Genomic DNA, 25,027 nt, shown 5'->3' with positions numbered 1-25,027 from the left:
TTAACATCTTTATATCTGGAATGGTAGTTAAAACAATGTCATCCCATTTCCGAATCGTCTCGGTTTATAAGCGCACGACTTATACCTAAAACGTTATCTGTGGAATTATCCGCGTCCTCTTTTACAAACCGCAAGCCCTTTCTCATCCGTTTCTTGAGGGATTACATCGAAGATATTAAATTTATTATAACTCAAAGTTTGTTCTGCCTTTAATGTAAGGACATAGGCATCCTGCCCACATTCTGTTAGATCTTCGATATTGTCGAATTTGTCTTTCTCTGAATCTAAGATAGGTAAGTATTTCTGAACAAAAGGAATCGCATCATTGGGTCTCTTAACCGCAAAATAATATCCATAGCCACTGAATACGCTTTTAGGGCGCTTAAGGATAAAAAATCTATCCTATCTCCATTTGGAAGAGGAGCTCCTAACTTATGAAACTCGACCTCATCCTGTAACTTGGTACTTTTATAAAGTAGTAAACTGAGATATCCAATTATTCCGACTAAAAGAAATAAGGTAGTTCGTAAGATATATTTCAGATTTAGAAAATACGCTGAGCTTTCCTATTTATCTTTACCCCAGTTATTTTCCGGACCAGGGGCGGGATTTTGATATACATTATCCAAATCAGTCTTAACAGCCTCAATACAATCATCTAACGAAACATAATTTGAAACTTTGGTGACTTGCGAATAATCATCAGTATTTTTCTCTAACGGCTTTTCCTTCTTTAAACTTAGTAGAAATAAACTATTTGGAAGCTCTCCATATTTGCTCCCATTATCATACAAGAAAACCTCCTTGCCTTGATAGCTAACTTTGTATTTGCCTTCCTCAAGTTTTTCCCAGGCCATTTGAACTTTATTCTCCAGATAACCAACTTCAAGCGCATTGGAACTTAAGACGTTCATGCAAAACTTATAATATTTCGAAGAACGATTTCCTATTAAGGCACCGAACTCTGCATTCCCCGAAGTAACATAAACCCCTTCAAATGAAGAATTTTGTTTTTCCTCTTCCTTCACTTTCTTACAGCCACAATTCGCAAATAAACTAATTACAATAAAACTAATCACAGTTCTTTTCATTATGTTTTCTTTTCCTTACTTTGAATTCATTTTGAAGTATGTAATCTTGCGAAACTGTTTAAAGATCATTTCGGTCAATGGTTTATCGTGATAGTCGCCATTATTATGGTCCATCGTTCGATAAGCCCCTTAGCTTCATTCCAGAAGACTAAGAAATAATGTTGGCCACTACGATTCCAATTTGCATTGGTCTTGTCTATCCAAACAATCCGTCTCCGCCGTCTTCATGTGTCCCGCCAAAAACTCCTACCGCTCCGGCCTGCGTTCTATCTAATTTAAGATTATTTATATCTTGTCCTTAAAACAAGAAAACCCGGCCAAAACCGGGCTTGGATGGGTTAATTCATTTTTACGATTGGGAAAAGGAGATAGCCCAATGTACGTTTAGTTACATATTGCATTTGGCAGCTTCATTCCTTTTCGAATTTATCTATCTTAGCTGTTCTCGCTTACAGGCCTCTAGTAACTCTTCATTTATCAATTGGGAAACTTTATCAAATATATTAAATCTTTTATAATCTTCTCGAGGGCCTTTCTGCATAACAATAACATAGGTATCATTACCACAAGACTCTAAAGACTGAATTTTATCAAAATAATCTTTATCCGTATCAAGGACAGGGAAGTATTTCATTATAAAAGGAGATTCATCATTGAAAGGACGAGCCCCAAAATAATATTTATAACTACCGAAAAAGTTCTTAGCTCTCTTGAATAAAACATATTCAAACCCTTTACTAATATCCTTTCGACTATATTCTATTGTATCCGGGCGATCAAATGTATGATAGATAAAATAGCCGAAATAACTCAGAATGAGGAAAAAGATTATATTAAAACCAAAAAAAAATTTATCTGCGTATCTCATATTTTCACTTACCAATCTTTAACAAAAAGGAACTCAACCACCGCTCTTAAAAATGTTCAGCTGCTCTTCATGGCAGTCCTCGTAGGACTGATTTGTTTTTGCAAGATCTGTTTGGGACTTCGGATCCTTAAATAAAATAAAAGTCAACCAACCTTTATTTGAATAACGAGCACTAAAATGTTTATTCCCCCGTTTAAAAACAAAACGTGTGTCACTTTCTCTTTTTACATCAAATAAGATCTCTTGATCATTGTTTGTATACCAAATACGAAAAATCTTACCGTTAGGCTCAAAATATGCACACTGATTTATATAGGAATACTGTATTTTAGCATCTGGGGCATACTCTTCTGCAAATGCTCGACCAACTTCAACCTCATAAACTCCTTGGAATATTTCCCTCTCTTCGCTCGTCAAATCCGGAAGTTTGGAAAACCATAGATCTTCCTCTGTCATATTCCCTCCATCTTTACTTGTATTCTCATCCTTACACTGGAGTATCAAAGTTGTGAGAAGAATAAAAATCAAACTACCCTTAGTAAAATATGCCATAAATTCCTTTCGACCCCGTCTTTTTCAGATTCCATTCCAATCGTTGAGGAAGACCATTATCTCGAACAGTTTTATTATTGAAATCATACATAATCCCGTTAATCTTCATAGTTAACCAGTAATGGTTCGGACCTAGTCTAACGTATCCCCCAAAAGGAGATAAAAGTTTCTTTTTAGACTTTCGCACTCACAACGGGCTTGGCTTCCGTCCAGAAATATAGCTATCTTAAACCGAATCCGCCTGAGAACTGATAAACGGGGCCTTAGGAGATAAGAAGTAACCGCTCAAAGAGGCAAATAATACAGGAGTAAAATTGGAAACTCCTGTTAATCCAGTGAGTAATATAGTAGTGCTGATAGGTGTTTTGGTTACGGAAGCATTCACGGATGCCATCAAACAGATAAGCAAAAAAGATTCGTTTTCAGATGGGAAGAAGTCCATAAAAAATCTGCCCGCTACCGCCCCAACGAAGAATAACGGTATAATAATCCCCCCTCTCCAACCGCTGGAAACAGTTATATTGATCGCGAGTATCTTCAATAAAGCAAGAGTCCCAAAAAAGATCCAGGTTCCTTTAGTAACTACGATCTCATTCAATTGATCATGCCCAAAATAGCGGGTCAATGGTTCGTAATAAGCAATACAGCCGAGTAATAATCCGCCAATGGTAGTCTTTACGAAGATAGGAAGAGTTATTTTAGAAAAAGAAAATTTAGTAATTCTGAATATTCCATAGAAGATCCAACCTACGATTGCCCCTGCCATTCCAAATCCGATCGCGTATTGGAAATCTTCTATTCCACCTGGAACATATTGTGGGAATTCCCAAGTAGGTCCTATTCCCATATCAGTCATGAACAAGAATACAAAATAAGCACTGCAACTGGAGAGGAATGCAGGTAATAGAGCCTCATAATATTCTACCACATGCCTATGTTGTAAGATCTCCAACGCAAATAAAGCTCCGCCTAAAGGAGAGCCAAATAAAGAAGTAAATCCAGCTGCCATTCCCGCAATGGTCATGGATCTAAGCTCTTCTCCTTCTAACCCTATCTTCTCCGCAAACCAACTTCCGAAAGAACCTGTGATCTGAACAAGTGGAGCTTCTGGTCCTGCACTTCCTCCGGAGGAAATACTGAGTAAAGAAGACAAACTCATAGAAGGATTATTTTTAGGGTCGAGTTTTCCTCCCCTAAAACGAATATTATCAATTACTAATGAAATTTCTCCTGGTTCCCCCAAGAAATAAATGAGAAGACCTATTCCTAAACCGGACAGGGTCATAATTAGAATAATATAATGTCCTTCGAAACCCGCTAAAAGTTTAGTGAGAAATTCCAGGATTTTCCAAAACACAGCAGAAAATACACCAGCAAATAATCCAAGGAGTACATACAAAATACTCCATCTGGAAAGCATGAATGGATTCTTTTTAGATAAAATAAAAATTGGATTTTTTAAAAAAGTTTGGATCCGATCCATATATCTGCCGGTTTGAAAAATTCAGACAAAAAGAACGGACTCTTTATTTTTCGAAGTGATTACTCCGATTTTATGGACCAGTTCTCCTTTTTCTTCCAAAGCTGCGGTTGCATCTGCTACTGACTCTGGAGAAACGATGGCTATGTATCCGATTCCCATATTAAAAGTGGAATACAATTCCTTTTCAGATAAAGAAGGAAAATCTTTTTGCACTCGGGTAAAGAAAGGATTCTCAGGAAGATTTTCTCTTTTGATCTCAATCGCTAAGGAATCAGAAAGCACTCTAGGGATGTTTTCATAAAAACCTCCTCCAGTAATATGTACCATTCCTTTCACTTCCACCTTCTTGGTAAGGTTCAGTATACTCTGGACATAGATCCTTGTAGGACGAAGTGCGAATTCTTTTAAAAAACCGACTAACTCTGGATTTGCGGGAAGTTTTCTTCCCCCCTCTAAATACAATTTACGAATGAGAGAAAATCCATTGCTATGAGGACCGGAAGATTCTAAACCTAAAACGATATCTCCAGGTTTGATCTTGGATCCATCTATTAAGTCTTCCTTCTCCACTGCACCTACAACAAATCCGCCTAAATCGTATTCGTCCGGATCCATAGTGCCAGGATGTTCTGCAGTTTCTCCGCCAAGTAATGCAGCTCCGGAAAGTTTACATCCTTTTACGATACCTGCAACGATCCTTTCCATTCTTTCAGGGATCAATTTACCGCAGGCTATATAATCTAAGAAGAATAAAGGTTCTCCACCAGAGACAAGAATATCATTCACACACATAGCAACTAAGTCTATGCCGATCGTATCATGGATATTGAATAAACGAGCGAGTTCTACTTTGGTTCCTACACCATCGGTACCGCTGAGCAATATTGGGTTTTTATAATTTTTGAGGAAGGAAACGTCAAAGGCGCCTGAAAATCCTCCCAGCCCGCCAAGCACTCTTGGGCCATGGGTGGATTCTACGTTTTGTTTGATCTTTTTGACGAATTCTTGGCCGGCTTCTGTATCGACTCCGGCGGATTTATAACTGATTTCTTCTTGCATGGACCCGCTCCAGAACAGAATTCCCGGATCGGATCTAATGCCCAGAAAAAAAGCTATTTCATTTGATCGATTTGTTCCATTGCGGAGAGCTCACCCGCCGCTGCAGGGCGAACTTTTAGAGCCTTGATCCCAGGGCCTAAATCCACTGCTTCTCCCGCTTTTACTAAAACTCGGGCCTCATCGTCTTTTCTAGTGATCTGAACGCTTCCTTCGCGAACTGCAAAAGTTCCTGTTTCATTAGCAGGATTCACTTGTCCCCAAAATTGGGTTCCTCTAACAGCAGCAACTACGGTAGGAGTGTCGATGGAGATAGATTCGTTCTTTTTCAGTTTGGCGACTTTTACTAAAATATTACCTGAGTTGACCTTAATATAATTTTGATCTGCTCTCAATGCAGCAATAGAAGCCTCCGAACCACCCAAGAGTCTAACTGTCCCTAAAGTAGTGGTTAGATCTACAGTAGCATCCTTATCTGTTTTTACGGTTTCGGATTCCACAACACGATCACTTGGCTTCAGGACAGAGCCTGCTTTTTCAGCGGTCACTTTTCCAACGATGAAGGAGACAACTGCATCCGTAGTCTCTTCCTCTTTAGGTTTGCAGAAGAAGAATAGGCTCGGAACTAATAGGATCGTAACTATCTTTGAGAGGGATATAGAGTTCATACGGATTCATAAAGCTAATACAAAGCACCTAGACCGGGAATCAAAAAATACTCTTTAGGAAAAAAATTTCCCAAAAAAGTTTTGGCCGCCTCTGCCTTCGGCATCTCTGCGTGCTCCGAGAACTCCGTGCGAAACTTATTTTTGTAATAACCGGGAGACTAAACCTTCCGTTTCTTCCCTATTTGTATTGGAAGAAAAGAACAGATTATAATTAGGATGCCCTTGTTTCTCATCCAAATGAAGAGATCTGACTAAATGGCGGACGGTCCCAAGGTTCCCATCATGCAAAACAGCCTCTGGATATAGGTCTTTGATTTCGTTTTTTAAGAATACGTAATGTGTGCATCCCAATACAAGAGCACGAATTCCTTGTTCTTGAGGGATTTTTAATATGTTTTTAAGAAGAAGTTTGGCCTCTTCCCATTTTCCATGATCCACGAGCGTTGCAAGGCCGTCACAATTCAGATGAACCACCCTTTCGGATGCGCCAAGTTCAGATTTTAAGTCCTGTAACTTTTCTTCCCTATGAGTGACTGAAGTGGCGAGTAACGCAACTTTTTCCCCAGCGTGTGCCAAGAGCGCAGGTTTGATCGCAGGTTCCATACCAAATACAGGTACGGACAATTCTTCTCTTAATTTATAAGCAGAAGCAGAGGTTGCAGTATTACATGCGAGAAGGATCGCATCTACTTCTTCCTTTAAGAAAAAATTACATACATTACGAGTGAGTTCCAAAACTTCGGAGGTTTGTTTCTCTCCATAAGGAGCGTGTGCAAGATCCCCATAATAAAGAAAATTCACAGAATATGGAAGATCTAAGAGTTCCTTAAGAACGGAAAGTCCTCCCATTCCGGAATCCATCACTCCGATCTTAGGAACTCTTTCTTTATTGTTACTCATATCCTAAACGGAAGCTGTATAGTCCTCTATACTCTTTCTTAAAGTGTTATAGATCCAACGGAATTTTTCCTCATCTTCTTCCAGAAGAGTGACCCTAAAACCATCTCGATCCGTACAGAAAGAAGAAAGTGGAACCACACAAATCCCTGTAGAAGCCAAAAGATAATACACAAATCTACGATCCGGAGCACAGTTCCCAAGAAGAGGGCGTATAAATTCTTCTGCCTTTGGATTAGAAATTGGAAGAGTCATCTTATCCCCCAAAATTCCTTTATCGAATGCAACAGTAAGATAGAATGCACCTTTAGGCTCTACTACAGTTACACCTTTGAGCCCTTTAAAAGACTCGGTGGCAAGTTTCGCCTTCTTCTTGAACTTCTCATTTCTTTCTTTTAAGTGGGGAAGGAATTGAGGATGTGAATATACTTCTGGAATTGCCATCTGAGGAAGAGTGGTAGAACATACCTCCAACATTTTAGCATCCAAAAGAGATTTTGCATAACGTGCAAAAACTGGATCTTTATCTTTGTTAAAGATCTCCAGCCAGCCGCATCTTCCACCTGGCCAAGGAAATTCCTTAGACACGGAACGAAGAGCCATTCCAGGGACCTTATTTCCGATCACTTCTGAAAGATGGATCGTCCCAGTTTCAGAATAATTCACATGAGCATAAGTCTCGTCGCAAATAAGCATTACATCATATTTTTCTGCGATCTTTACGATCTCACGCATTACATTTTTATCATATACTGCGCCGGTTGGATTATCCGGATTGATTAAAAGGATACCCGCAATCGAGTCATTGTATTTGACCTTATTCTCAATATCTTCCAGATCAGGCATCCAGCCCTGCTCAGGATTTAAATTATAAGTCATATGCTCATAGCCAGAGTGAGCTGCTTCTGCAGAAGAAAGAGTGGAATATGCAGGACTTGGTCCTATAACTCGAGCCTCTCTTCGTAAGAATCCAAAAATTTTAGCGACTGCGTCACCAAGTCCGTTGAAAAATAAAATATCTTCGGCGGTGATCTGGGCCCCGCCTCTTTCGTTTACTTTATCTGCTAAAAAATTTCTGGTCTTCTCGTATCCTTGTGTAGCCGTATAGGCCCAGGATTTGTCTTCGAGGATCAGATCAGATACGATTTTTTTCATCCAAGGAGCGACCTTCTCTCCTTTTTGGATGGGGTCCCCGATATTTTCGTACGTAATCGGAACTCCGAGAGCTTCTAACTTTTTAGCGACTCCTACGATCTGACGGATCTCGTAAATGAGAGCATCAGCACCGCTATGAACGATATTTCTTCTCATGTCTAGCCTTATGATTTTAGAAAAATTATTTCTGTATCAATCTAACGGTCAGTTCTTGCAGGGATTTCTCCCTGTAGATCCTAAGTTTTAACCTGCCGCCTAATCCTACTATTCCGACCTGTTCCCTCAGATCATTAATATTTTTAACTTGGACTCCGTTTGCTTCCATAATGAAGTCATATCGTTTCAAACCGGAACTTTCTGCCGAAGAACCTGAATCCATATCATAAACCAGAACCCCTTTCCAATCTGCGGGAATTCCTAGGGCTCTCCTATGATCAGGAAGTGGGACAGTCGCCATCACACCCAGGGTCGCAGGTCTGATAATTCTGCCCTTATTCTCTTCGATAAGCTGGATTATTTTTTTAGCATAATTCATCGGGATAGCAAAACCGATGCCGGTGTTCCTACCAGAGTCACTTCGGATCAAACGATTGATCCCGATTACTTCTCCGTATATGTTTAGAAGTGGTCCACCGCTGGAACCTGGATTGATCATACTGTCTGTTTGGATATGGGTTTGTCCTGTCTCATCCAAATCTTCTCTGTATTTTGCAGAAACCACACCTACCGAAAAAGATCTTTCTAAACCGAAAGGAGAACCGATTGCGATTGCCCAATCCCCCACTTCTATCTTATCAGAATCACCAAAAGAAACAGGTTTGAGTCCACTTCCTTCTTTAATTTTTAGAAGAGCAATATCCGCTCTTTCATGGCTTCCCACAAATTTAGCGGGGAAAACACTACCGTCTGAGGCAATTACTTCTATACTTTCCGCGTCAGAGATAACGTGAAAATTTGTGACAACATATCCTTTTTCATGGATTAAAAACCCACTCCCGAAAGAAGAAAGTTTTTCGGTGCGATAATCGAAATATTGGTAAGGACTTGTGATCGCTTCTGTTTTTTTGGTCCGGATAGAAACTACAGAATCCTTAGAAGAATTATAAACATTTCTAAAAGCATTCTGCAATTGGATCCCGGCTCTTTGGTCGGAATAACCGAGTGGTTTGCCGCCTCGGAAAAAGGAGGACAAACCTCCTTCTCCCGGAAGAATGAGGACGAATAGGAATAAAACCAAAAGTCCGATATTGATCCAAACGATTTTAGGAAGACGAATATTCATGCAATCAGACTCAACCCACCTTCTACCTAACGGAAAGAATCGTCGACTCGGATTCTTTTCCGGGATACCCGTTTTGTTTTTTCTATTCTTTTCCGGCCAAGGATGTATTCCCTATCTCTATCATCTTGGAAAAGAACAGGCAAAGATACTTCTACAAAGAAAAGCGATCCCAGAAGTTTTAGCAGATCCTGAAATACCAGAAACCACAAAAACAAAATTAAAAGAAGTGGAGAAGATCAGAGAATTCGGTGTCACTGAGCTCGCACTTTCTCCAGAAGGTGGATTCAAAAGTTTCGTTCAATTGGATAGACCAGCAATTGGTTGGCATGTAAGCGCTTGTCATCCACTTAAATTCGAATCCTATACTTGGTGGTTTCCGATCGCGGGAACAGTTCCATACAAAGGATATTTTTCGTTAGAAAAAGTAAAAGAAGAAGAACAATCTTTGAAAGACCAGGGCTTCGACACAAGAATTCGGATCACAGCAGGATATTCTACTTTAGGATGGTTTGAAGATCCATTATTCTCTTCTCAACTATATGAAGATCCAGGAGATTTAGCCTCGATCGTCATCCACGAAATGGCACATGCAACGGTTTACTTTCCTGGAGATACTCTATTTAACGAAAGTTATGCGAGTTTTGTAGAAGATACAGGCTCAGATGAATATGTCTTAAAGATCGGCGGCCCAAAACTATTTGAAGAAAGAAAAAGATCAGAAGAAGAAACGAAACTTTATAAAAATCTAATTATAGAAACTGCAAATCTACTGAAAGCCGCTTATTCTGAAGGCGGAGCAGACGATATCGTTCGAGCCAAAAAATTAGAGATCATTTCAAATTTTCGTAAGAAAATCCTGCAAACAAAATGGACCAAGATCAATTCCAAAAAACTTGCAGAAAGAGATTGGAATAACGAAGACTTCATCGGAATGTTACGTTACAATTCTGGAAGCGGATATTTCAAGAGAAGATTTGCAGAAGTAGGAAAGGACTTTGCAAAGTTTCACGAAGAGATGAGGAAGTTAAAGGAGAAAAGCACGGAAGAGAGAAAGGCGCTACTAGAAGAGAAGTAATTTGGATGCGGGAATTCCAACCAAGATTAGTGGAGATAAATTTTACTTGTGGAGATTTACATTTTGTGATAAAGGATTCGGAGTGTTGTACCACCGGCCAGCCCCCACCCAGAACAGGGCGGGGCAATTTCAATATCCTTGCGGGAATTCCGACAAATCTACTCCTTCGAAATAAATGAAGTCGTAAATAGTCTATACCCGTTCCAATACTTATCCACCGGATACACTTCCCTCATTGTATCCATCGTTTTCAAAAAACGATTCCGAAGTGAGGTTTTGGAGTCTTCTTTTCTGGAAGAAATCTCTCTCAAAAATCTGGAATTATGAGTATCCGCTTGGAATCCAAGATTCACTATCCCTGGCCCTTTCCAGAATTTTCCTAAATAATATAATGAATCTCTTAAGTTCAAAGAAGCATTTCCAAAACCTTCTAAAAAAGAAGAAGCGAGCATCCAAACTCCCTGCAAAGTCCTCGGCTCTACTTCGGAAACAGATATAGTTCCGAACAAAATTCCTTTTTCTCTATCTTCTACTAAAGGAACTCTAACCACATGAAAAGGAGTGATCGAAGGATTTCCCTTAGGAGAAAGTTCTAAGTTTTCCAATTGAAGCAACTGAGAATACCAAACAGAAGGATTTGGATCGTCCTTAGTTATAATACCAAATCCGTCCCAAAACTCTTCTTTCTCTTTATGCACTGGATTTTTCAGTAAAGTTTCCGGATCAGCAACATAATAGATCTCTTCTTCTGCCTTCGGCAAAATAGGAGCCAAGAAATGATAAGAAGAAAGATACAAATACGTAGTCTTGTTTTTGGAAGGGCGAATATTCTGGCGGATCTCAGATTCCAAAGCTTCTCTCAGTAAAACTTCTGCTCCACCTTTGTCCGCTTCTTCGTTATATTTATAAATGGAGGCCCTTACTTTTCGATTATCCTTAAACGCAAGATCTCCCTTAGATTTACCTTTTGTAAATTTTATATAAAAAGTTTTTAAACCCAGATCCATCAAAGCTAAGAACTCTTGGTTTTCCGGGATTTTATCTTCGATTGCAAAGGATACTTTATTAAAATTAGGAAGATCAGAATAAGAAACGGAACGCCCAAACAAAGCAGAACGAACTGCTGAAATTTTATCCTTGATCAATCCCAGATCAAAAAATGTCTCTGAATCATTCTGCTGAAAAGAAAGAGTCTGCAAATATGTTATAAAATCATTAAGTTCTCTTCTCTCCGCCGAACTAAACTTTTTTCTCTTCCTATGTTTAACAAAACGATTCGCTAATTCCACAAATTCGGAAGACTTTTTAGAAGATGCATTTTCATATTCAGAAAGATATTCTGAAAAGCCAGACTCAGATATTTTATCCGGTTTTTTACCTTCCAAATAAGAGATTTTAGAATTAATAAATTCAATTTCAGAAGAATAAAGTTTATCCGGAATTCCTTTCGATTTAGAGATCCAATACCTCGCCTTATCAAAATCTCCTCTGGAAAGATAAGATTTCGAAAACTCCAACATGATCCTTGCTTGTCTTGGAAAATTTTTCTTACTATTCTCCAGATCCACAAAAGAATTCAAAAATTCATCCATTTCCTTACCGGTTTCTTCCGGTAAGGAATAACGTAAGAGGTCCAACACAGAAGATCTAGACTCAGCATCTAAAGTTTGAAATAGAGCCTTGGAAGAACTATGTATCTCAGAATATAAAGAAAGAGGAGAGATCCTATGCCCCAATTTTTTTCGATTTTCTAAAAAGGCCAGATGTCTTGGATAATTTCTTTCTTGAGGATCTAACTCTATCTGATTAGAATTTTCGGACCAATCTTCCTCGTCTTCCAATAGAGCTTTTTCTTTTCGGATACGAGTCTCCATCTTCTTCCAGATTTCCTGATCTGATCCAGAAGAGATAAATTGTTTAGCAAGTCCAAGTTGAGAAGAAGCCAAATCAGGATAATAAGCTTCCAAAGCTAGATTAGAAAGTTTTAATCTAAATAAGAATGGATCATATTTATCTGCAGAAATATTGGAACTCAAAGAATTACCGGGAAACTTTCCTTCTTTTAGAGCAAAAATTCCGTTCAAAATTTCATTCTTAGCTTCCGGTAAAGAGATCTCTCCACAATCTTTGTATTCCGTTTCCAATAACCGAGATAAACATAAATTCAGTCCTAATTCCTTTTGAGAATTCAGATCCCGATTCTCATAACGTAAGGAGAAAATTTTATCCAAAGAAAAATCAGGTTTTAGTCTTTGGTAGGCTCTTAGCAGGTCTGATTCAATTTTTAAGGACAAATTAGAATTAGGTTCCGCATAAGAACGAGCTTTATGTAGGTCGGAAAACACCTCAGAAGAGTCGGAAATTCTTTCGTCTTTTCTAGACTTAGCAAAAAGCCTTTCTGCTTCTCCATTTCTATTTCCAGATTTTTCTAAATTTCTACCGAAACGAATTGCAGAATTAGATATTTTTCCTGAAAAAATTTCTTCCAGAGATTCTTTTACACAGGCTTCTCCAGGACATAGATACATTAGATTGACACCTGCACCAGATAATCCTGCATACGCCTTTAAGATTTGGCGCCAGCTTGGTTTTTCAGAATAAGTAAAGACTACAGCACCTAATCTATGTTCTCTGGAAAATATTTCCCTGAGCTCTAATGTATCTTTTGTTCTTTCTCCAAAGGCAGAATCCCCTTTTACATCTGGAAAAGAACTTACCAATACATCAGTATCTTCTAATATATCTGTCCAGGAATCAGAATCTACCTTTCTATAATTCCAACCGCCAATTGGGGAAAAGGAGGAAATCACTTTAGGAGTTCTTTCTTCTCTGCTTAAAATAGAAGAAGAAAGTGCAAAACTAATGCCGGAAATCTGAGAACCTAATATCTCTCCAATCGATGTATTTCCAGGATCTAAAACAAGATTGCGGCCAGAATTCTCAAAATTGGATTTAATCCAAGTTTCTACCTTGGATTCGTTCTCAAAGTTCAGAAATTTTAAAGAAGAATTATTTTTAATCCGCGCAACTACTGAACCTCTGGATTCTAATAAACGAATTTCAGTCTCGTTCTGCTTTAAAACTTCTTCGTTTACTGGACCAAAAGGATCCAAGAATGCCGCCCTTTTAGGCAATTTGGATCTTAGAATTTCTAAAGATTTAGAAACTTGGGCCCCTGCTTGTGCAAGAGCAGCTTCTTCTTTCTTAATATCTCCCCTGGTTTCTAAAGCGGTCTGGTATTTAAAATAAGTATTTCGGTAATTTTTCCAATCGGATTCGAATTTAACGTATTCTGCTCTGGCTTCTCTAAATTCCCAATTTCCTTTTTGAAAATTACGGAAATTTAATAATCTTTGTAGTCGTATCCAATCATTAAAAGCTGTGCTTGGATTCCCAGAATCAAGTTCCGCTCTTATCTTTGTTTCGTATAAGTCTCTTAGCAGAAAACTTTTATTGTCTGAGATAAGATGAAATTGTTTTTTAAGAAGTTCTTCAGCTTTGGATAATTTTGCCTTTGCCTTATCCGGTTTTTTAGAAATTAGATCAAGCCTTGCCTGCAATACCCAGGTTTGGATTAACTCGGCTCCGAAATAGAAAACGTTTGCCATTTCTTCTGCAGCTTTTAAACATTCTTCCGCTTTTTCTAGATCGCCTAATCTATAAAATACGCTGGCCCTGCTTAAAAAGTGAAATACCCTTTCTTTTCTTGGAAATGGATCTTTAGAAAGTCCAACGATCTCTTTAGGCAATCCAGAAGGAGTCTCTAATAAGGAAGAAGAAATCCCTAATTTTTCGAAACCTTCTAACCATTCCCCTTTTTTTAAGTTTTCCTCTCCTGAATAATAGAGAACCGTCGCTTTCAATATATCAAAATCATAATATTGTTTATAGAATGTCTCAGAACATACAAAATTTCCTTCTATCATATCTTCCGACCAAGAAGAAAGACAGTTTTCCATGGATTCTCTTTTGAATCCATCCAGTTCTGCTAAAGCCTTGTTTAATTCTTCAGAATAGCTATTTTTATCTTTTTTGTCGGAGGCTTCTATAGAAGCGAATAATGAATATAAATATCTTTTAAAACTGCCTGTGGATCTTCCAGATAGATTTGCAGATTCTTTTAAAAATTCGTTCTCTTCTAAAAATGCAGATTTAGCTTTTTCGAATTCGTTTCTTCTATACTGAAAAAATCCAAGATCGGCATAGGATTGAGATTGGACCAATTGTCCTGCCAAGGTCTTCTTCAAACCTTTTTTACTTACATATTCTAATCGTTTGTCTGTTTCTTCTGCGGCCAGACGATAGTTCTGTTCTAATACAAGATTATTTACTCTTATTCCAGAAGATAATAATGGCTGGAATACTGGAGGAATCGCTTCTGGAAATCTACCAGATCCAGAAATACGAACTGAGTCAGGAAGAACTGTTTCAAAAACGTAATCCCAAATGGAATCCCAGACGGATTCCCAAAATTTAGGACTCACTTTCTTTGGTAACCAAAGAGTTGTACGAGAAGCTGCCAATATCTCCGCTTCTTTTAAATTTTCTTCCGACTTGGAAATATAACCTAATTTTTGATAAGAAATCGCTAATGCGTTTCTAATATTGATTGGATCTACTAATCGAGAAGGCTCGTTTAATTCCAACGCTTCTGTCAGATAAGGAAGGGCCTGTGCATATTCTCCCAATTCCATATGGGATAGACCTGTTAATGTCCTGAGAAGAGTTAATTTCTCTCTATAACTTTGTAAGTTTTTAGTATAATCGGTTCCGGAGTATAATTGCAAGAATTCGTTTTTTGAATATATATCAGACGCATTTTTTAATTTTCGGACTGCATCTCCATACTTGGACATATACATGGAAGCGCGAGCTGAGTTAAATAAGAAGACCGCCTTTTGTCTATAGTCCTCAAATTGTGCCTTAGATATTATATAATTCGAATATGATTCAACTAAAGAATATTGTTCATCCGCTTTGGGATAGTTTTTCAGTAAGAAATAATTATTACCTAAATTCAATCTCAGATCCGAGAGAGCTTTTTTATTTTGGAAATTTTCTCCAAGTAATTCTAAGATCTGGCTATATAATTCTATATTCTCTTCAAAGTTTTTTTCTGGAAAATATTTAGAATATTCATCCTTATATTTATCTTCGTCGGCCGGCTCCTTATCACTCGGCTTTCTTGACTTCATGATGTCCACATATTGGTATAACCAACCTAAAAGTTGATAGGCATCATGATAGGTGGGCTCCGCAAATATGATCCATCTTAGTTCATATTCCGCCTGCTTAAAATCTCTGAGAGCAGCCTCTTTTTTGATCCGATCCATTGTTCCGGAATTATAATAAAATGTTTCACGGATCACAGAGCGATTGATTAGATAATATGCGTATCCGTATAATGTAGCAAGATCCAAGAATGCCCGAGCTCTAGGCAAAATCTTTTCTTTCTCAAAATACTGGTCTATATAAACAAGACCTTCCTTTTTGTCCAATGGATCAAATTCAAGAGGATTCAAATTTCCTAAAATACTAGAAGCATTCTTTTCACTAATGGATCTAGCTAATTTAAAAGAAGTATCCACCATCAGCTTTTGATAATAAATAGCGTAATCTTTATATACAGTATCCTGGAAGAGGCTCTTACTCTTTGCCAGGAACATATTCTCAGTATTATAGAAATAGTGAAGAGAAGCCTGGAGGAAGTCGGATCTATTCTCATAGTTCCGCGCCAGATTCTCAAAATAGATAAAGAACCTTTCCATCTCCTTATCCGAGATCTCTACTCCAGAATCATGATCGTAATTCTCCAAAAATGTGCGAAGGGATTCCAATGAATATCGAACACTTCCGAGGCCTTTAAAATTAGAAGATCTTAATAAATGGATTTTCAGAAAGAGCGGATCCTTTGGAGTAATTTCTTTGAGCAAAGGTTCCAAGAGAGAATTACTTTCCGCATATGCACCTTGTCCCGAAAGTCCGGCAGCCTTTGTATACATTAAAAATCTATATAAGACCTGAGAACGTTCTTTGATCTTATTAGAAGATTCTATCTTTTCCGAGAGCGAAATCTTCTCGGAGTCTGATTTGCCAGCAAGGATCTGTTCTTCGAAAAGTCCGTATAAATTCCTAAGTTCTATTGTTTTGGATTCAGACTCATTTGCTGCTTGCAGAAGTGTAGAAGGAATGGTCCAGTCCTTCTTCTTTGCTTCCTTAAGCTGAAGAGAACCTATATTTCTTAAAATTTCGTGGATATTATAATACCCAGGATATCGGATCACCAATTCTTGTTTTGAATTAAGAGAAGCATCTATTTTGCCTGATCTCTCTTCCAAATTTCCAATTTCTTCCAGGATCGCACCTGCGACTTGCGCATCAGCATGGTTTCGAATATTAGAAAAATATTCTTTAATCTCGGGGATCCCTTTGTTTTCAGATTCCAAATAAAATACGTAAGCAAATCCCCATTTAGGATCCAAACGAGAAGCACTCATCTCCTTTTTGATCTCTGAGGTTTTGCCAGACTTCTTATGGATTAAATATTTTTCGTTTAAGACTTTTGCTCTAAAAATTGGATAAAGAGGATCTTCTTTGTAATATAACTCCAAGGAGTCCAATGCCAACACGTAATCATCTATAGATTGTTTTTTGCCGTATTCTTTGGCCAATTCAAACTGTGAAGATATATCAGAAGCTTTGGGAATAGAGCCACTTAAAGGTAAAAAATAGATATTTAAGGTTCCATAATATGATGCAGTGAATAGGATACTTCCTCCATTAAAGGAAGAATATTTTGTATCGAATAAAGAGAAATTTCCTGAAGTAAGTCTTCTCTCTTTCATATCAGAAAGATCCAATCGGATGATCAGACTATTATCTCTTTCGTCCAATTTCCTGTTTCCATCCGAATCGGAACGAATGGATGTATAAAATAGATATCTTCCATCAGGAGATAAGCTAGGAGAAAAATCCAAATAAGTATCATTTGTCAGTCTTTTAGATTTTCTGGTAATTAGATCCAAAGAATAGATCTCGCCTTCTCTGGAGTCCGCATAGGAGAGATAAACGATTGTATTTCCATCCTGAGACCAATATGGATTTACTGCTCCAGATTGAGTAAGTAAGATCGGTTTTTCTTTTCCTTCCGTATCCCATAAGATCAGGTTCGGAGTTCCTGGAGTCAGGCGATCAGAAGAAAATAATAATACTCTACTATCTTTTCCCCAAACAGGATCTGAATCTGAAAATTTATCTGACTTAGAAATATCAGAATATTCTGGATTTGTAATAAATTCAAAGTCGTCGCTTAAAAATCTTTTTCCTTCTAAGATCTTTTTAGCCCAGACTTCCGGTTCTATCTCTAAAAGAACTATATCTCCTGCCGTATCATATTGTTCCGATACGAATGCTAATTTTTTACCGTCTGGACTGATTGCAGGTTTATATTCGGAAGAAGGATGTTCCGTGACAGGGACGATTATAGAACTTTTAAGATCTCTGAACCAGATATCATAATTTCCCTTTTGCCCTGTTGTATAAAAAAGATATTTTCCATCCTTTGTGGTTGAATTATAAAGGTTATTACCTCTTTGTACAGTTAAAGGAAACGGTTTATCATTTTCAGGATTGAAATAGTTTTTAGAAATTGGACCATAATCAAATTCGATAGGCCTTACTTTTTGTGCCGGACCAAAAGTAAGACAATTGCAAAATAAAAATAGAAAGAAGAATAAAACCCCTTGCTTCATCTAAGCTATTCCTTCTTCTTCCAATTCCCAGCAGAGACCTCGTAATATTCTCCTATATCCACAGAACGAAGCCAAGTAGTTTGGATACTTTCCTTAATAGACACTTTTTCTTTTTCTGTAATAGTACGGTTTGGATCTGAGAATGCCTTCTTTAGTTTTTCCTTAATTACAATTTCTCTATTTTCATTCGTAAGTTTGACTAGATCATCAATACGAGATTTTTGTTTTGGATCTTGGGAGACCTTCTCCGCTCCTGCTTCTTTGATCTTAGGATTCCATCTTATTTTTCCGTCCAGACCTTCTGCCAAAATTCCAAAACTTCTGTATTCTCTTAGCTCTCTTGCCAAATAAGCAAGAATTCGAAGAGCCATATAAAATTGATTATCAGAAGTATTTCCAAATTCTTCTTTTATTAGATCTCTTTCCCAGATCTCAGAACCGGAAGAAGAAGTTTTGATAGAAGCGATAAGCCATCCATCTTTCTCCAAATTTCGGTCCTCTCCCAACATTTGTTTTTCTGCAGCAGTTTGGGTCTGAGTAAACGTGATCGGTGGAGCCTTGATCGGGCAATACACGAACAAAGGAAAGGTTGCAAAAAGAATAATATAAAATTTTAGAATATTCTTCATAAGTTCTACTGATTGAAAGTTTCGATCTCGTTTTGGGCACGTTTCAGAAAGTTTGCCAAAGGCATTCTCTGTTGGGATACCTGGTTATTTTCCAGCTGGATAATAGTTCCTAAAATAGAACGTTTGAATAGGATCACTGCGTATACTAAACCTTTGGACAATTCCAATTCTATCTTATCCACTGCATAACTTCCGTAAATAAAATCAGTGAGTATATTAGAAGGAGCAAAAATATTGATCGCACTTTTTCCAAAATCATTCCCGATCTGATAGATGCTAAAAAACAAATTTAAATTCGGGACTGGGTCTCCCAGATTTCTTCCCCAAAAATTCAAGTCTGCTTTTACTTTTCCATCGTCTATCTTGGCCTGAGTTTTAGCAGGAAGCAATTGTTTTAGATCTATATCCTTAACTCTCAAAGAAACTGAATATTCCATTTTTTCAGGATCTCCCGAGCCAACGTTAACGATCATATCCTTACCCCAAATCTCCCCGTCCAGAGTATATACTTTGAGATAATCCATTCGTAAATAATTTTCTGAGTATTCCAGGTTGGCAGAAAGCCCAGGAGAATCCGCCTTAGGCCTGCTGTATTCGAAAGGTGTTCCTTTTAAAGAAGGATGGTTCCCAATAATCTGTCGGATCGTAAAATTAGGAGCAGGTGTTCTGCCGTAATTCATCACGAATTTTCTTTTGTTTCCTTCGATCAGATTTTTGGTCTCTTTGACGGAAAGGTCATGCGCAAATGGAACATCAGCATTCCATCCATCTATTCTATACAATTTGCAATCGTATCCAGGGCAAACACCACCCTGCACAAGTACATTAGAATTTTTAGATATTAAATTTCCTTGAACAAGACTTCCATACCAGTTAAATTTGATCCCAGCTTCTCCTTGAAAAAATAAACCTTTGATCAATCCGCTTTCTTTAGGAGATAAAAGTTTTAATTCTCCTTTTAAGCCTGGGATAAATTCTCCCATTGAAGGAGGAGGCCCATTCTTTGATGCCTTGGTTAATTCTCCGCCTACTCCTAAATATAGTTTTTTAGAGAATGCAGTTAATTCAAGTTTATCAATTTTGATCTTAGAGCTTGGGCTTCCGATCATTTTCAGATCTAAGGAAAGTTTCCCATCTCTCAAGTTCATTCCAGGAAGATCAACTCCAAGACTTCCTTGGATATTTTGCCCATGATTGCCAAGTGAATAGTAAAAGTCCCCATCCAGTCCTATCTTTTTACCTACTTGGTTTCGGACAGGGATCAATGTTTCTCGAAGTGATAAAGGAAGAAGAGGGACAAGATATTCTAAGTCCAGATCCAATCCCGCTTTTTTTAGATCTAATACGAATGGTTCTCCAAGTCCTATCCTTCCGCCTGAATTCAATTTTACCGCGGAATTTCCTTCAGGGGAGAAGGCTTGTAAATTCAGATTGGATACTAATATTTCCTCAAGGCCCCAGGCTTTTTTAGGAAAATGGAATATAGCTTTTAAGCCACCTTCCAGATTTATATTTCCTGAGTTTCCTCTGCCTAATGGAAATCTAAAACCTCTGGCTCTTAATTTTAAGGCAGAATCTAATTCTGAAAAATCTTTTCCAAAAGCAGAAAGTTCTGCAGAGAACTTTCCAGAATATCCTGTTAGATAATCTCCAAGTCCAAAATTATCCACTTTTAGATTTAGATTGGGTCCTTCTGCCTGAGAATAATTTAGATTCCCTTCTAACAGAATTTCGTTATAGATTACTTTTAGATTTTTGAATGAAAAAGATCTCATCCATGGCAGAGGGATTTTTGGTCCTGGATCTTTTTCACTTTGTGGATCGATTCGCACATCCCAATCCAAATTGAATACTGGAATTGAATGTCTCTTCTTCCCTATTCTGAAATCCAGTGAGTTTCCGCGAACTTCTCCGAGAACCCTTAAATTGTTCCAACCACCCTCCGCTAAAATTGGAGCAAGGCTTGCTTCTCCACTCATTGAGAAGGAGTCGAATCCAAGGCTATGCAAAAAATCTGATAAAGGTGCGAGTCGTATCCTGGATTTTTGGATGGCCAGATTTATATTTCCAGAATCTGCCGCGAAGTCTGAAATTTTTCCACTTCCTTCTAGCCAGGTATCTTCTCCCACTTTCCATTCTAAATTTCTAAGCAGGAGTTCCTTTTTCTCTGGAGAAACATCTATATCATATTTTAGTGAAAAACCAAAAGGCGCGCTGACTCTGTTTGCAATTCGTATAGGAATTTTTTCTGAACCAAGGTCAAGCTTGGAATGAAAACCAGACTTGGAACCTTCTGCCCTTTCCCAAACCAATGTACATCTAAATGGATGGTCGAGTCCCCCAGAAGAATCTTGGAATCTAAGTTTGATCTGATTTTCTGGATTCAACTTCACTTGGAATTCGTCGATCAAATCTAAAACTTTCAGATCGAATGGGATCCGAGTGAATCGATTCGTATCTAAAAGAAATCCGAGTTCTAATCCCTCAAGCCCTGCTGAGTAAGACTTGGATCCATTTTCAGAATTCACATGTACATTAATGTCTTTTAGGTCCAGTTCTAAGAAAGCGCTTACTGGAATGTAGGTACGGATCTCAGTAAGAGGTTCCGTTTTTTCAACAGGGATATCTTCTTTTTTGCCAGGAGGAAAAGCAGAAGAGATATTCCAAAGGTTTCCTCTTTGTAGGAGGTCCAACTCTAATCCATGGATGGAAATTTTGGAAATTTTCAATCTTCCGAAGATGATGAGAGGAAGATTGTAGGAGATCCCCAGTTCTTTAGCGGTCACTACAGGCTTCTGACCCCAGTCGGTTGTGGGATATAATTTTACGTCAGTGAATCTGATCCCATAGAATGGAGAAAAACTTCTGACATTCGCCTCGAACTTTCCCGCGAAAACGGAAGAGCTAAATTTATCGACTAAGATCTGTCCTGTGATTGAGTTGAAAAGGAGATGATAGAAGAGAAAAATCCCCGCAATGATCCCAAGGCGGAGCTTTTTCTTTTTCAAATACTGTAATAACTCGGAAGCCACCCGAAACGTTTAGGTTAGTACTCGAAGGATTCGATAGCCTCTTCCAGCGTTTTGTAGATCTCGAAAATGCTGGCTAACTTTGTAATCTCCATTAGATTTTCGATATCATTATTCAAATTGGTGAATACCATGCGACCTTTCAGACCGTCGATATGTTTGTAGATATTAAGAAACATCCCCAAACCGGCTGAGTTGATGAAAGGAACTTTTTTCAGGTCGATGATAAACTTAGGGACGTCACCTTTCGAGATATACTCCTCGATTTTTTGACCAAGTTCGAATTCATTGCCTGCTTTGATCGGGCCTTCGATCTTGACGATGTGAACGTCGTTTTTAGTGGTGACTTTGATTTTCATAACCCTTTCTTGGATTTTTGTGCTTATATAAGATCTGCATTCCGGCCTCCTTGTAAAGCCCTTTTTTGCAGAATTGCCCTGTCGAATCCCTCGAAAGCTCCCAAAAATCAAAGAGCAACTGGTTTTGACTCTGACAGAAATTACAGGAAATATTGTCGACATTTTGACCGAATACAAACATCGTACCAAGGTCAGCAATGCCCGCAAAGCCCCCTCTTTTATCCCTAGTCATTCCCGTTTATAACGAGGAAAAAACCATCCCCGAACTTGTGAAAAGACTTCGGGGTCTTCTTACTATCTTGAAAGAAAAACATCGCTTCGGAAAAGAAGATACAGAAATTCTTTTTGTAAACGATGGCTCGAGAGATGGAACCTTCGATGTATTAAAAAAATTCTGCGAATCAGAGCCAGGTTTTTTTCTTCTGAACTTATCCAGAAATTACGGACACCAATTGGCGATCACTGCAGGAATCGATACTGCGAGAGGCGAAACAGTTGCAGTCATGGATGGAGATCTTCAAGACCCTCCAGAATTTGTTGCAGACCTTTACGCAAAAATGTCAGAAGGTTATGATGTAGTCTATGCCAGAAGAAAGAAAAGAGAAGGTGAATCTTTTTTCAAACTGATCACCGCTCACGTATTCTATAGGATACTAAAAAAACTGACCAGATTCGAGATCCCAATTGATACGGGAGATTTCAGGATCATGAGCAGAAGGGTGACTAATGTTCTAGTCTCCATGAAAGAGCAACATCGTTATATCCGTGGATTGATCGCTTGGATCGGTTTCAGACAAACTGGTTTGGAATATGATAGAGACGAACGTTTTGACGGAGAGACCAAATTTTCTGTCAGCAAGATGCTCAAGTTTGCTTTGGATGGAATTACCTCCTTCTCCTCTGCGCCGCTTAAATTTTCCTCTTATTTAGGATTTACTTCTGCGTTTTTTGGAGCATTGTACACTATCTATATTCTATACTTAAAACTTTTTACTGATAATACAATCCAAGGCTGGACCTCGGTCATGATCGTAGCATTGGTATTAGGTGGAATACAACTCATTGCGTTAGGTATGATAGGCGAGTACCTAAGCAGAGTTCATGATCAATCCAAGAATCGTCCTCTGTATGTGATCGAAAAGATCTACTCTTCGAGACCAAAAACTAAAAAATGAACCGCACTTGGGATAGAGTTTTAGGAATTTTATTTGGGTTAGTTGCTCTATTTGCCACTGGAGTTATGATCTCTAAGAATTGGCAGGCATTCTTAGAAATTTGCCCTATTACGGATCTTTTAACCTGGGATGAAAATATACGCCTAAACGCAGTATATGATCAGTTCCAAGATTATAGAGACGGCAAAATCTGGAGAGCTACACTTCCTTTCTTGGAAGCAGCGACATGGCCGCCTCTTCGTCCAATATTCTCACTTTTACTTTTAGCAAGCCCTGGAGAATGGCCGATCACTTGGAAGGACTCCTTTTTAGGTTTGGCATTCTATGCTCTTTGTTTTCCTTCTATCATCTATATAGTTTCCAGAATTTCAGGGTCTTTTCTTTTCGGAAGTTTAGTTTCTATTTTTGTATTAGCTTTAAGCCTTCATACTTCTGAAACTCCTGCTTATAGTCTTTCTTCTATGTTAGAAACCCAAGGAATGTTTATTCTTCTTTGGGTGTATTGGGGATTATACAAACTTTATGATTCTGTAAAGGACCTAAAACCAGGCGAAAGTCTGCCTGCAGGTTCCAAGGTAGCCGCTTTGGTTTCTGCAGTTTTGATACTTCTATTTTTTACTAAGTATCCTTATGGACTTTTACTTTTTATCTCTATCTTTTTGTTCGAGTTAATATCCAGATTTCCAGAATGGATCGGATTTATTCGATTCTCCGTAAAGGTCCATTACAAAGGGATCAGACTTTTATTCTTGATCTTAGTAGTTTTACTCGTGCTTTCGCTTCCAGTATTGAGAGTAGTCACAGATTGGAACCTCGACCAAAGATCCTTTAAAAAAGTATTATATTTTCTTACAGTTCTTCTTTTCTTAGATTTCAATTATTTCTTATATAGGAACAGAAAGGACTTGGGGAAAATTTCTCCTCCTTCTATCAAAATACTTTATCTGTATGCGATCCTTCCTTGTTTTATCTGGTTATTCACAAACCTGGATAGAGTAATGAGTTTAGTAAACGCTCAGATGATCGTGAACAAATTTGTTCGCAGTTTTATCTTAAGTTTATTCGAATCTCCTGAAGATAAATTTCCTGCGAGCCATGTATTCAATGAGCCTTGGATTTTTAGGATCTTCTTCTTATTTTCTTTGGGCGCTATAGGATATTGGCTATACTTAAATAGAAAAGATAAAACTTCTTCTGCCGAAATAAAGGGAGAAGGAAGAATAGATTCTCTACTTGTTAAGTTGCAGAATATTAGCTGGCCTAAATTTTTAAAAGATCCGCTATTCGCGATTACCGTGATCGTATTCTTACAATATATAGTTATAGATGCAAGCACAGGAAACAAACAATTAAGACATGTTTTCTATCCATTGCCTGCATTACTTACGATCCTGAGTTTATGGTCTTTCCGATTAGTTCAAATTTCTGAAAAAAGTAGAAAGGTTTTATTCTACGGAATTTTCCTATTCTTCTTAATTTGGTCTTCGAGCTTATTTGTGAGAGACGGTGGACTATTTAGCCAAACCTATCTTTCCAAAAATCAATTCTGTTTAAAAGGATTCGAAACTGCGGTATTCGAACCTGCAAGAGAGTTCGCAAAAGAGATAGATCCACAGGGGAAATACGTCGCATTCAATACATTTCATGATGAAGAGAACTTCCAATTGCCAGGAAGAATTCTAGCCTCCGAATTCGATCTTTTGTTCCGACAAAAAACGGTCGAAAAAGGTAAATATCGGAATGATAGCAAATACAAATGGAAATCCTGGGACGAGTTTGACAAAGCTGTGTATATAGGACCTACCTGCGAACTGCCTCCTAAGGTTCTTTCCAGGGCAGAAGGTTTCGGAATTACCTTAGAACAGATTAAAGAAATTAAACACCCAACTGGAGATTATTGTTTCAAAGAATTTCGTCTTATTAAAAAATAATCGGACTTAACCGAAACCTGTTTTCG

General features: G+C 38.1%; 16 protein-coding genes. 3 read left to right on the top strand and 13 right to left on the bottom strand.

All coding sequences use genetic code 11. The features are described from left to right. Positions 1-566: 566 nt before the first annotated feature. From EHQ52_RS19740 to EHQ52_RS19700, 9 genes are all read right to left on the bottom strand, one after another. Positions 567-1,091 carry a hypothetical protein gene (locus EHQ52_RS19740; protein ID WP_135617072.1) on the bottom strand — a complete coding sequence of 175 codons (525 nt, stop codon included), beginning with the start codon at positions 1,089-1,091 and terminating at the stop codon, positions 567-569. Positions 1,092-1,521: 430 nt separating this feature from the next. After that, entirely contained in the window at positions 1,522-1,959 is a 438-nt protein-coding gene (locus tag EHQ52_RS19735) for a hypothetical protein (RefSeq protein WP_135617071.1), read from the bottom strand. A gap of 33 nt (positions 1,960-1,992) precedes the next feature. After that, positions 1,993-2,511, bottom strand: coding sequence for a hypothetical protein (locus EHQ52_RS19730; RefSeq protein WP_135617070.1), 519 nt, complete (start codon positions 2,509-2,511; stop codon positions 1,993-1,995). 226 nt (positions 2,512-2,737) lie between these two features. Continuing rightward, positions 2,738-3,994: a chloride channel protein gene (locus EHQ52_RS19725; protein ID WP_135617069.1), complete on the bottom strand. Its 1,257-nt coding sequence runs from the start codon at positions 3,992-3,994 to the stop codon at positions 2,738-2,740. Between the two features lie 21 nt (positions 3,995-4,015). Next, a complete protein-coding gene (gene purM / locus EHQ52_RS19720) occupies positions 4,016-5,053 on the bottom strand; it encodes a phosphoribosylformylglycinamidine cyclo-ligase (protein WP_135617068.1) in 1,038 nt (345 codons plus the stop codon). A 53-nt stretch (positions 5,054-5,106) separates the two neighbouring features. After that, positions 5,107-5,718 (bottom strand): adhesin Lsa19, encoded by a 612-nt coding sequence (lsa19, locus tag EHQ52_RS19715; RefSeq protein ID WP_135617067.1) that lies wholly within the window; start codon positions 5,716-5,718, stop codon positions 5,107-5,109. Positions 5,719-5,853: 135 nt separating this feature from the next. Continuing rightward, the gene (murI, locus tag EHQ52_RS19710) at positions 5,854-6,618 is read right to left on the bottom strand and encodes a glutamate racemase (RefSeq protein ID WP_135617066.1); all 765 of its coding nucleotides are present in this window, start codon (positions 6,616-6,618) and stop codon (positions 5,854-5,856) included. Positions 6,619-6,621: 3 nt separating this feature from the next. Next, positions 6,622-7,926: a pyridoxal phosphate-dependent aminotransferase gene (locus EHQ52_RS19705; protein WP_135617065.1), complete on the bottom strand. Its 1,305-nt coding sequence runs from the start codon at positions 7,924-7,926 to the stop codon at positions 6,622-6,624. Between the two features lie 25 nt (positions 7,927-7,951). Then, the gene (locus tag EHQ52_RS19700) at positions 7,952-9,052 is read right to left on the bottom strand and encodes a S1C family serine protease (RefSeq protein WP_100710551.1); all 1,101 of its coding nucleotides are present in this window, start codon (positions 9,050-9,052) and stop codon (positions 7,952-7,954) included. Here EHQ52_RS19700 and EHQ52_RS19695 point away from each other — a divergent pair. After that, positions 9,051-10,127, top strand: coding sequence for an aminopeptidase (locus EHQ52_RS19695; protein ID WP_135617064.1), 1,077 nt, complete (start codon positions 9,051-9,053; stop codon positions 10,125-10,127). The genes EHQ52_RS19700 and EHQ52_RS19695 overlap by 2 nt on opposite strands. 158 nt (positions 10,128-10,285) lie before the next feature. Here EHQ52_RS19695 and EHQ52_RS19690 read toward each other — a convergent pair whose 3' ends face one another. The 4 genes from EHQ52_RS19690 to EHQ52_RS19675 are packed head-to-tail and all read right to left on the bottom strand — an operon-like array spanning position 10,286 to position 21,895. Next, on the bottom strand, positions 10,286-17,878 hold the full coding sequence (locus EHQ52_RS19690) for a PD40 domain-containing protein (protein ID WP_135617063.1): 7,593 nt from the start codon (positions 17,876-17,878) through the stop codon (positions 10,286-10,288). A 5-nt stretch (positions 17,879-17,883) separates the two neighbouring features. Next, entirely contained in the window at positions 17,884-18,507 is a 624-nt protein-coding gene (locus tag EHQ52_RS19685; RefSeq protein ID WP_135617062.1) for a DUF1318 domain-containing protein, read from the bottom strand. Positions 18,508-18,512: 5 nt separating this feature from the next. Further along, a complete protein-coding gene (locus tag EHQ52_RS19680; protein ID WP_135617061.1) occupies positions 18,513-21,539 on the bottom strand; it encodes an LIC_11026 family protein in 3,027 nt (1,008 codons plus the stop codon). 14 nt (positions 21,540-21,553) lie between these two features. After that, a complete protein-coding gene (locus EHQ52_RS19675) occupies positions 21,554-21,895 on the bottom strand; it encodes an STAS domain-containing protein (protein ID WP_086446267.1) in 342 nt (113 codons plus the stop codon). Positions 21,896-22,092: 197 nt separating this feature from the next. On the opposite strand from EHQ52_RS19675, the gene EHQ52_RS19670 reads away from it, so the two are divergent. Continuing rightward, positions 22,093-23,070 carry a glycosyltransferase family 2 protein gene (locus EHQ52_RS19670; RefSeq protein ID WP_135617060.1) on the top strand — a complete coding sequence of 326 codons (978 nt, stop codon included), beginning with the start codon at positions 22,093-22,095 and terminating at the stop codon, positions 23,068-23,070. Next, entirely contained in the window at positions 23,067-25,001 is a 1,935-nt protein-coding gene (locus tag EHQ52_RS19665) for a hypothetical protein (protein ID WP_135617059.1), read from the top strand. Before EHQ52_RS19670 ends, EHQ52_RS19665 begins: the two co-directional genes overlap by 4 nt. Positions 25,002-25,027: the final 26 nt, after the last annotated feature.

It is taken from the genome of Leptospira koniambonensis (assembly GCF_004769555.1).
Classification (GTDB): domain Bacteria; phylum Spirochaetota; class Leptospiria; order Leptospirales; family Leptospiraceae; genus Leptospira_B; species Leptospira_B koniambonensis.
Note: the sequence above shows the minus strand (reverse complement) of the source record. Positions and strands in the feature narration are given on the sequence as shown.